This is a genomic window from Fortiea sp. LEGE XX443 (genome assembly GCF_015206815.1).
GTDB lineage: Bacteria > Cyanobacteriota > Cyanobacteriia > Cyanobacteriales > Nostocaceae > Nostoc_B.
This window is the reverse complement of the sequence record NZ_JADEXZ010000010.1, coordinates 95,072-105,276: the sequence shown is the minus strand read 5'-3', so window position 1 is coordinate 105,276 and position 10,205 is coordinate 95,072. Positions and strand designations below refer to the sequence as shown.

At 40.9% G+C, this 10,205-nt stretch carries 7 protein-coding genes; 1 reads left to right on the top strand and 6 read right to left on the bottom strand.

Features of this window, described 5'->3' with window-relative positions:
- Positions 1-171: 171 nt before the first annotated feature.
- The 3 genes from IQ259_RS06795 to IQ259_RS06785 form a co-directional block, all read right to left on the bottom strand.
- Positions 172-1,179, bottom strand: a complete 1,008-nt coding sequence (locus IQ259_RS06795) for a M48 family metallopeptidase (RefSeq protein ID WP_228014403.1) — start codon at positions 1,177-1,179, stop codon at positions 172-174.
- 6 nt (positions 1,180-1,185) lie between these two features.
- A complete protein-coding gene (locus IQ259_RS06790) occupies positions 1,186-1,773 on the bottom strand; it encodes a LemA family protein (RefSeq protein ID WP_193882873.1) in 588 nt (195 codons plus the stop codon).
- Between the two features lie 230 nt (positions 1,774-2,003).
- The gene (locus tag IQ259_RS06785; protein WP_193882870.1) at positions 2,004-2,777 is read right to left on the bottom strand and encodes an MlaE family lipid ABC transporter permease subunit; all 774 of its coding nucleotides are present in this window, start codon (positions 2,775-2,777) and stop codon (positions 2,004-2,006) included.
- A 606-nt stretch (positions 2,778-3,383) separates the two neighbouring features.
- Here IQ259_RS06785 and IQ259_RS06780 point away from each other — a divergent pair.
- Positions 3,384-5,057, top strand: coding sequence for a fasciclin domain-containing protein (locus IQ259_RS06780; RefSeq protein WP_193882868.1), 1,674 nt, complete (start codon positions 3,384-3,386; stop codon positions 5,055-5,057).
- A gap of 73 nt (positions 5,058-5,130) precedes the next feature.
- On the opposite strand, the gene IQ259_RS06775 is transcribed toward IQ259_RS06780, so the two are convergent.
- The 3 genes from IQ259_RS06775 to IQ259_RS06765 all read right to left on the bottom strand — a co-directional run bounded on the left by IQ259_RS06775 (position 5,131) and on the right by IQ259_RS06765 (position 10,067).
- Positions 5,131-6,522, bottom strand: coding sequence for a UDP-glucose/GDP-mannose dehydrogenase family protein (locus IQ259_RS06775; RefSeq protein WP_193882865.1), 1,392 nt, complete (start codon positions 6,520-6,522; stop codon positions 5,131-5,133).
- A gap of 160 nt (positions 6,523-6,682) precedes the next feature.
- Positions 6,683-7,618, bottom strand: a complete 936-nt coding sequence (locus tag IQ259_RS06770; RefSeq protein WP_193882862.1) for a UDP-glucuronic acid decarboxylase family protein — start codon at positions 7,616-7,618, stop codon at positions 6,683-6,685.
- A 346-nt stretch (positions 7,619-7,964) separates the two neighbouring features.
- Positions 7,965-10,067 (bottom strand): cation:proton antiporter, encoded by a 2,103-nt coding sequence (locus tag IQ259_RS06765; protein WP_193882859.1) that lies wholly within the window; start codon positions 10,065-10,067, stop codon positions 7,965-7,967.
- Positions 10,068-10,205: the final 138 nt, after the last annotated feature.

Here is a 10,205-nt window from a genome sequence, read left to right as displayed (position 1 = left end):
CCTTTTAATTGCTGTGCAGTTTCCTTCAACAAATGCTTTAGTGAATCTGTTAATTCCATTGACACCTATGCACATCCAAAATCGAATCATCATTGAATTTACTACAAAAAGGGAAGGGAAAGGTTGCTAACGGCAACCTTTCCCTTCCCGCCACCAGAATGATTATCATTTTCATAAGTTGTATACTTTATTCTCTGGAAGTCCCTTACAGGCAGTAGTGTTACGAACCTTTACACCCCGAACACGACGAATCCGTTCTACTAAGGGCGGGTGGGTAGCTAAGATATCTTCCCAAAAAGATGGGTTGAGAGCATTGCCAAAAAACATGTGGCTGACAGCTTCCGCACCAGGAGCAATCAAGCGTGAATCCATACTTTGGAGTTTCTCCAAAACTCCAGCAATGCCATCGGGGTTCCGAGTGAACTGTACAGCAGAAGCATCTGCCAAAAATTCTCGTTGACGGGAAACAGCAGCTTTGATCAGACTACCGCAAATAAATCCAATCCCGCCAATCAGCATCAGTACCAAGCCAAACGCCCAGAGAGGTAAGCCTTTGTCTTCACGGGAGCTACTGCGAAAATGCCACAGCAATCTGCCAGTGAAGTAAATAAATAAAATGCCATGCAGCAACCCGATCAAACGCAAATTTAGCCGCATATCTCCATTGAGAATATGGCTAAATTCATGCCCAATCACACCTTGTAATTCATCTCGGTTTAGATGCTGTAAAGTCCCGCGAGTTATGCCAATCACAGCATCGTTAGGCGTAAACCCCGCAGCAAAGGCATTGATGCTAGTTTCTGCATCTAAAAGATAAACTTCTGGGACAGAAATACCAGAAGCGATCGCCATTTCCTCCACAATATTTAATAGTTGTCGCTCTTGTTCGTTAGCCCTTTCTGAGATCAGTAACTTTCCCCCTAACTCCTGGGCGATGACTCTACCTCCTTCCCGCAGACAGAAAATTTTATATAGACTGGCTAGAGCGATCGCAATTGTAGTTACACAAACAACACCCAAAAATAATTCCCCATGCCACCATACCCGCGGAGCCATACGCAAGAGAAACAATATGGCTATGTAAATTGCCCCAATCATTAACCCTATTGATAAAACATACAGCCCGACTAACTGTTGTGTATTCTGTCTTGCCCGGTCTTGATGTTCAAAGAAATTCATAAAGATTTAAAAAGATACACGGGGAGCTTGTCGGACTTCGGATGTGGCTTCTGGCAGCAATTCTGCGATTCTAAAGTTAAAAGTATTTGCTACCAAGTTACTGGGGAAAGATTCATTTTTAGTGTTGTAAAGAGTCACAGCATCATTAAAAGCCTGACGTGCAAAAGCAATCCGATTTTCTGTTGAAGATAGTTCTTCCATGACTTGAGTCATGGTGCGATCGGCTTTCAGTTCTGGATAAGATTCAGAAATTACCATCAAGTGTCCTAAAGCACTTGTCAATGCTGCTTCTGCATTACCCAATTGCTGCATCGCTTGAGGATCGCCCGGATTCTGTACAGCACGACTACTAGCATTAATAGCCGAATTACGAGTCGAAATTACTGCTTCTAGGGTTTCTCTTTCATGTTTCATATACCCTTTGGCAGTTTCTACTAAATTGGGAATTAGATCATAGCGACGTTGTAATTGCACATCAATTTGTGAGTACGCATTTTTGTAATGATTACGAAATTTAACTAAATCGTTGTAACTGCTAATCAGAATTACAGCTACAGTTGCAACCAAGGCAATAGAAAATATGAAAATTCCCATAATATTCTGATTCAATTTACAAAACTTACATGACAAAAACTGAAGTGTAGTGTCTTAAATTCTGCTGAATAAACAGCTAAATTTTTCTGAATACCAACAATAAGTTTACTTTGCCGCAACAAGCTTCGTCGTCTGTAAAATTAATTACGCAACTTTACTGATATTTAATTTAGATACTAAGATTATCTGCTTTCTGGTAAATAATTAAAGAAATTAAATTTATTTTATAGTTAAAATGTAGGCTTTTCAAATAGCATTAAAGAGAGAATAAAATCAATAATAAAAATTGCTACCCATGTCGTAACTACTGCTGTTGTTGCTGACTCTCCTACTTCCTTCGCTCCTCCTGTTGTAGTTAATCCCCAACTGCAACCATTAACAGCCACCAGAATTCCAAAAATGAATCCCTTTAATAAAACTATTAATAAATCTGATGGTTCTAAAAAAGCTCTGACTGACTCTAAAAATGTTTCAGGAACAATCTGGTAAAACTGTGCTGCGGCAAAAACACCACCAGCAATGCCTATAACTAAAGCAAAAATCGTCATCAAAGGCATCATTAAACAGCAGGCGATTACTCTAGGCAGCACCAGATAATCAATCGGATCAGTTTTGAGCATATAAAGTGCATCAATTTGCTCTGTAACTCTCATTGCGCCTAATTCTGCGGCAAAAGCAGAACCGACTTGTCCAGCAATAATACTAGCTGTCAAAATTGGAGCTAATTCTCGGCAAAAAGCTAAGGCAAAAGCACCCCCCACAGCACTAACAACACCAAATTTTACTAATTCCCTGGCTGTCTGAATAGTGAAAATCATCCCAGCAAAACCACTCACAAGTAGCACTGGAAAGAGAGAACCAGGCCCAGATGTCACCATGTGTTCCAGAATTTTGCGATAGTAAGTTTTTCCTTGGAGTAAATGTAGCAATACTTGACCAAAAAGTAACACAGCAGAGCAACAGCGCCCAATCCATAGTTGCTCTTTATTTTGTTTTGGTAGCAATTTTATCGTCCTTAAGGCTGAGTTTCTTGCACCTAATATGAGGGAATAAACACTCAGGGATGCACTTTGTTATTTGCGAAGTACTGGTTAGATAGTTTTACACTTATATTCCCAATAAAATGGGGGATTTTTTATTTATTTTGAAACTTCTTAAGACAAAGTAAAAAATCATTTTTCACACTGCACCATATCTTAAAAAACTGTCAGATTGATGGTAGCTAGACTCTAATTATTGCAGATGAATTACTAATTTAGGGGAATTTACAGCAACTTCAATAAAATAGACAACTATCTAAAGTAGGAGAATTTATTGAAAAAATGTCAGCTTTTAGCTAGTGGCTAGAATGTGTTTATTTTTGAAATTATTAATTGTAGATATACCATTGAGTGTCTATTTCTAATAGTACCAAATGTCATGCAACAGGAAGGTTAATAAATTAATAAAAAAGCAGCGATCTAAGCTCACTTACTTTAGATAAGCATCCTACTACTAAATCCCACCTTCGCTGAACTGATGAATTTGTGGTTTTGGATATGGGAATAGATCGCCATTTCGTGAAATATCTGGATTTTCAATATTTCTACTTTATTCTGGAGGAAATTTTCATGGGTAATTTATTTGGTTGGTCATTAGCACATACAAGTTTGCTGGTTTTAGGAGTAACAACCGCTACAATTAGTCCGATAGTAGTTTCTGCGCCAGTTTCCGCTCAAACTACTACTCCATCTGCTGCTAGTAACTTTTCTGATGTGAGTTCAGATTACTGGGCAAGCCCATTTATTCAAGCCCTAGCCGCAAGAAATGTCATTTCTGGATTTCCTGATGGTTCTTTTAAACCTAGCCAAGCTGTGACTCGTGCCGAATTTGCGACGATGATTCAAAGAGCTTTTAATCAGAATCCTGTTCGACAGATAAATACAGGCGGCTTTACAGATGTACCTGCCAATTATTGGGCAGCTTCTGCGATTCAGGAAGCATACGAAACAGGATTTATGACGGGATATCCTGGCAATGAGTTTCGTCCTAATCTCCAAATTCCGAAAGTTCAGGCGATCGCGGCTTTGTCGAGTGGTTTAAATTTAAATACTAGCGGCTCTGCATCAGATGTTCTCAATAATTACTATACAGATGCTTCCGTGATTCCTGATTATGCGGAAAATGGTGTGGCCGCCGCAACTCAAGCAAACATTGTTGTTAACTATCCAAATGTCAAACAACTTAACCCCCAAGTGCCTTTAACTCGTGCTGAAGCCGCAGGGTTGTTGTATCAAGCTTTAGTTAGACAAGGGCAGGTACAACCCCTAGCAAGCAATGTGGCGGCTGCTAACTATATAGTGGCTAGAAGTACTGGCGGCACACAAACTAGTACTGGCAATGATATTGTGGCGATCGCTGCGTCTAATAATTCTTTTACTACTTTGACTTCTTTACTGAAAGCGGCAGGTTTAGTTGATACTTTGCAACAACCAGGCCCTTATACAGTGTTTGCGCCTACAGATGAAGCATTTGCAGCTTTGCCAGCTGGCTCTGTACAGCAGCTACAGCAGCCAGAAAACAAAGAATTATTGGTAAAAATTCTCAGATATCATGTGGTTCCTGGCGCGTTAACTGCTAGTCAACTCACGGCTGGCGAACTAAAAACTGCCGAGGATGCACCTGTAAATATCCAGGTTGATAGCGCTAATAATCAAATTGCAGTCAACGGTACTAGAGTTATCCAACCAAATGTTCAAGCTAGTAACGGTGTGATTCACGTAATTGACCGAGTTTTGATTCCACCTAATTTGAACGTTAGCCAACAACCAGGAGACACTAATCAAACCACTCCCGAAGGAACTCCGACTACTGATATTGATCCCGGTAGAGCTACTCGTGGTGGCTCTAGCTATATTGGAGTTGCTGGTAACATCGGCTTGGGTGGAGACAGCGCTTTAAGTGAAGGGAACGTGGCAGTAATTAGTAAAGTTGGTCTAACAAATTATATTTCTGTACGTCCTTCCGCTGTGTTTGGCGACGACACTGTAGTTCTAGTACCTGTAACTTTTGATTTTTTACCTCGTTCAGTCAATCCCACTGGTGAACAGCGTTTTCCTGTTTCGCCTTATGTAGGCGCGGGTGTAGCGATCGAAACTAGCAATGATGCTGACGTTGGATTGCTTTTAACTGGTGGTGTAGATGTTCCTTTAGGCGATCGCTTTACGCTGAATGGTACTGTCAATGCTGCTTTTTTAGATCAGACTGATGTTGGTCTGCTATTCGGTATTGGTTACAACTTTTAAGTAATTTCCTCACCCTAAGCAAAACAGACGCGAATTATCGCGTCTGTTTTGTTGAAAAATCAAGAATTAAAATTTATCTTCCAACACCAACGTATTGGAAACCGGCTCTAACCATTGTTTCAGGGTCTAGGAAGTTACGACCGTCGATAATTACGGGGTTGTTCATTAATTTTGCCATCTTGGCATATTCTAATTGGCTAAATTGTTGCCATTCAGTCACCAGTACTAAAGCATCACAACCATCAGCTAGTCTTTCAGCATCAGTTTCTACCAATACGCCAGATAGACCATGACGCATACCTGTTTGAGAAATAATCGGGTCGTAAGCTTTAACTTTAGCTCCTAAGCGGTTGAGTTGCTCAATTAAATTGAGTGCGGGCGCATCGCGCAAGTCGTCGGTATCAGGTTTGAAGGTCAGACCGAGTAACCCAACAGTTTTACCTTTGAGGATTTTGAGGACTTGCTGAAGTTTTTCTAAAGCTATCAAGCGCTGGCGTTCATTAACGCTGACGGCTGATTTGAGTAATTGGGCTTCATAGCCGTAATCGTCAGCAGTGTGAATTAAGGCTGAAACGTCTTTGGGGAAGCAGGAACCACCCCAACCAATCCCAGCTTGTAAGAATTTGTTACCAATGCGGGAGTCTAAACCGATGCCTTTGGCTACTTGAGTGACATCAGCGCCGACGCGATCGCAAATGTTAGCAACTTCGTTAATAAAACTAATCTTGGTTGCCAAGAAAGCGTTAGCAGCGTATTTGATCATCTCTGCTGAACTTAGGTCTGTAGCCAGTATAGGTACAGGCGGTAAAGATTGGTCAGCCGCAAACTTGCGCTCAACAATAGGGGCATAAAGTTCTTGCATCATGGCGATCGCTCTAGAGCTATTGCCACCTAGTACAATGCGATCGGGGTTAAATGTGTCGTATACTGCCGAACCTTCGCGCAAAAATTCTGGGTTACTGACAACATCAAAATGTGCGGCAATTTCTGGCAGTTTGTCATCGCTAGGCACGCCACCTGCTGGTACAAGTGCTTTTTGGCGTTCAGCAATTCCATCTAAAACAATCATCCGCACCCAGTCGCCAGAACCAATAGGTACTGTGGATTTGTTGACGATGACTTTGTAGCCACCGTTAAGATTTGTGCCAATCCCTCGTGCTACAGCTTCTACATAACGGGTATCGCTTTCACCAGTGGGTAGAGGTGGTGTACCGACCGCAATAAAGAGAATCTCACCGTGAGCAACCCCAGCAGCGAGATCCGAGGAAAACTCAATTTTGCCTGATTGAATGGCAGACTGCATAATTTCTGACAGGCCAGGCTCAAAAATGGGCGACTGGCCAGACTTCATAAGTTTGACTTTTTCTTCGTTATTGTCTATGCAAACTACGTCATGCCCAATGTGAGCCAAGCAAGCACCTGTGACTAAACCAACGTAACCAGTACCTATTACGCAAACACGCATTTTATTTAACTCCTCGCTTTTTTGGGGTTGTTCTTCAAAAAGAAGTTGTCAATACGACATCTACACACCGTCTATTAACCAATCACTCAAATACGAGCAATGGCTAGAGTCTAGCCTGTACCTGCTTCACAGCCGTAGACAAAGCTGTGAAGCTTAAATCCTAAGTATCGCTTTTGATGCGATCGCGGAAATCCTCTACTGTCAGTTTTAACCCTTCTTGCAGAGGAATGGTAGGTTCCCAATTTAACCAAGTCTTTGCTTTTGTAATATCGGGGCGACGGCGACGAGGATCATCAGAAGGTAGCGGCTCAAATTTAATTTCGGCATCTGGATTCACCAACTTCTGCACAGCCTGTGCTAATTCTAAAATTGTGTATTCATCGGGATTACCTAAATTTATTGGCCCAGTAAATTCACCATTCATCAGTCGCATCAGACCTTCTACTAAATCTGATACGTAGCAAAAACTACGTGTTTGTGTACCTTCACCGTATACGGTTAACGGAATCCCCCGTAATGCTTGGACAACCAAGTTGCTCACTACTCGACCATCGTTTTCTAACATCCGTGGGCCATAGGTGTTAAATATTCGAGCAACCCGAATCTCAACTTTGTTCTGTCTGTAGTAGTCAAATGCCAAAGTTTCGGCAATTCTTTTGCCTTCGTCGTAACATGAACGCAGTCCAATGGGATTAACGTTACCTCTGTATTCTTCAGTTTGGGGATGAACTTCCGGATCACCGTAAACTTCGCTAGTTGAAGCTAACAAAAATCTTGCTTTGACACGTTTAGCTAACCCCAACATATTCAGCGTTCCCATCACGTTAGTCTTAACGGTTTTAACTGGGTTGTACTGGTAATGTACTGGGGAAGCTGGACAAGCTAAGTGGTAGATTTGATCGACTTCTAAACGAATTGGGTCAGTGATGTCGTGGCGGATCAACTCAAAGTTTTGGTGACCCATCCATTTGAAAATATTACGTTTAGTACCCGTATAAAAATTATCTAAGCATATTACTTCATGTCCTTGGGGTATTAGTCGGTCGATGAGATGGGAACCAATAAACCCAGCGCCGCCCGTCACCAAAATTCTCATAGTTTTCCTGATATTTACAGATACTAGTAGTGGCTGTTTAGCTTGTTGTTAGAGTACCCAGCCGAGATCCAAAAATGGAGGGCGAACAGAGCTAATCAATAATGTATTTTGGGATTGACTAATTTTTTGTGTATGCAATTTCGTTACATTAACACTTAATTACTGAAGAATTCATTTAGCAAAATAGCAAACATCACTTAATTCGTGAGCATTTTTACTTGAGAATTCATCAAATCTTCAACAAAATAAAGTTTCCTGTAAAATCTAAAATCGTTATCAGTTCTGGCTTTTAATGTACCTGAAGGTTCAAAATTCTATCTCTAGGTTTGTGAAACCAGGAAATTCCTTAGACAGTGGAAGTAGTGTTAGTAACACTTTTAGGTATGGTACTGATTTGAGTGCGTTTTACCTCTTTCAGCATGACAATGGAGCAAGTAAGTTGCCTTGCTACCTGAGTCGTGACATCACTCATGGTTAAGTCACCAGGAATAGTATAATTACGTATAAAAGGCAACACTACTAAGTCATACAATCGTGCTGCCTGCAAAATTGCTTGGGCAACATTTTCATGAGTAATGATTTGAATGTCTGGGGGATTTACCTGAGCTAATTGTGAGACTAAAAGAGAGAGGTGCGATCGCCTAGCTGCGATTTTACTAGAACTAATGCGGCGATCGCACACATTTAAAACCGTAACTTGGGCTTGATTGGCTTCTGCCAGCATTTGAGCAAACTGTATAAGCAATGCAGGTGAAGTTAAATTTTCTAATGGTACTAGGATGCGCTGAATTTTATGGGGTGATTCCACCAGACGTGTCACCGCCACAGGACAATGAGATGTCCAAAGTACAGCATCAATCACATTGCCAAATAAACGCGATCGCAAATCAGTACGTTTACCCCAACCCATAACAATTAAACTGGCTTTTTGCTCCCGCGCTGCTCTGCTAATTCCTGGCGCAAAGGCATCATCAATCCGCAGCAAAGGTATTGCTTCTATTCCCAAGCTAAGACTTTGATCTGTCGCTTTTGCTAGTAACCGCTCGCTCCGTTGCAGAGATGCTTCTAAGTGTGCAGCATCCATACGAGCCGCAATTTTAGCAATAGTTAACGGTATAATTTTGCTATTTTCCCGACGGGCTAATAAGGCCGCCATTTCAATTAAGTAATGCTGAGACTGAGGATTATATATAGGTACAACTATAGTAAAATTACTGCGGTTTTCGGCTGTTTTTTGTTCAAGTAAATTTATAATTACTGGTTCCGGTATGGGTGGTGTTAAAGCCACGGCTAGGCGACTGGTGAGCAACGGCCCCAATGTTGATGTAATCAGCATCAACACTACAACACTATGTAACACTTCAATTGACAGCAAACCAGCACGATATCCTACAAAAGTCGCAGCTAGTGTCGTACTTACTTGAGGTAATGATACAGACCACATAGTTAACATTTCTTGCCAGTTGTAGCGGTAAAAGAACTTTGCTAACAATGCTGCGAGAAATTTGCTAACAATGACACCAAATACGACTAACAGCATTAACTTTAAAGTCGTTATGCTTCTACCCCAAGCAGGCAAATCAATCAGCAAACCAAGGTCAACAAAAAAAATGGGAATAAAGAGGACGCTACCAATAAATACCACCTTTTCTTTAACTGGGCTTTCACCTATGACTCCATTTATCGCCAAACCCGCCAAAAAAGCACCGACAATTTTTTCAATGCCGATAAATTGAGCGCTGATAACTGCTAAAAATACAGAGAGTAATACAAATAAAATTTTATTGCCTTCATCGTCTCTAGAACAGCGAAAAAATTCTTGTCCAGCCCAATCAAAACCTACTACAATAATCGTTGAGTAAACGATTAACCGACCTAATAAAATGAGTAGATTAGATAAACTAAACACATCTACTTGTAGACTAATTACACAAACAGCTAATACCAGAAGAACGCTAATATCAGTAAATATTGTAGCTCCAATAGTGGCGCTCACAGCTTGATTATTAACAACTCCCAAGCGGCTCATAATGGGATATGCCAAAAGGGTATAGGAAGCAAATAAACAACCCATTAATATAGATGTATTCCAAGCAAAGCCAAAAATTCTGCCTACCAAGATTCCCGTCAAAAAAGGGATCAAGAAGGTGAAGCCAGCAAATCCCAAAGAGCGTTTTTGATTCTGGTGTAACTTCCCAAAGTCCTGTTCTAAGCCTACTAAAAACATCAAATAAACTAAGCCAATGTCAGATAGTAGGTCTATTATTGGCAAATCAGCAGGAAATAGATTCCAGCCTGATGGGCCAAGTACGACTCCAGAAAATACCAAACCAACTAAACCTGGTAGCCTGAGACGCTCAAACAGGATGGGTACAACTAAAATAACCACCAGCAAAATTGCCAAGGGAATGACTGGTTCTTGAGCAAGAACTTGTAATACTGGTTCCATAGGTAGGATTTAAAGAGGATATGGTAAATTAGCGATCGCATTTAGGCGATCGCTAATTTAAAATAAATACTTATAGAAGCTACCCTGAAAAATAAAAAAACTTATTTTAAACTACCTAGGTAATTGTTTAAGAACGAA

Bases quoted from the DNA above. Each gene is read 5' to 3' on its own strand.
- IQ259_RS06795 (WP_228014403.1), bottom strand. From the start codon at position 1,179: ATGAATTTCTTTGAACATCAAGACCGGGCAAGACAGAATACACAACAG.
- IQ259_RS06790 (WP_193882873.1), bottom strand. From the start codon at position 1,773: ATGGGAATTTTCATATTTTCTATTGCCTTGGTTGCAACTGTAGCTGTA.
- IQ259_RS06780 (WP_193882868.1), top strand. From the start codon at position 3,384: ATGGGTAATTTATTTGGTTGGTCATTAGCACATACAAGTTTGCTGGTT.
- IQ259_RS06775 (WP_193882865.1), bottom strand. From the start codon at position 6,522: ATGCGTGTTTGCGTAATAGGTACTGGTTACGTTGGTTTAGTCACAGGT.
- IQ259_RS06770 (WP_193882862.1), bottom strand. From the start codon at position 7,618: ATGAGAATTTTGGTGACGGGCGGCGCTGGGTTTATTGGTTCCCATCTC.
- IQ259_RS06765 (WP_193882859.1), bottom strand. From the start codon at position 10,067: ATGGAACCAGTATTACAAGTTCTTGCTCAAGAACCAGTCATTCCCTTG.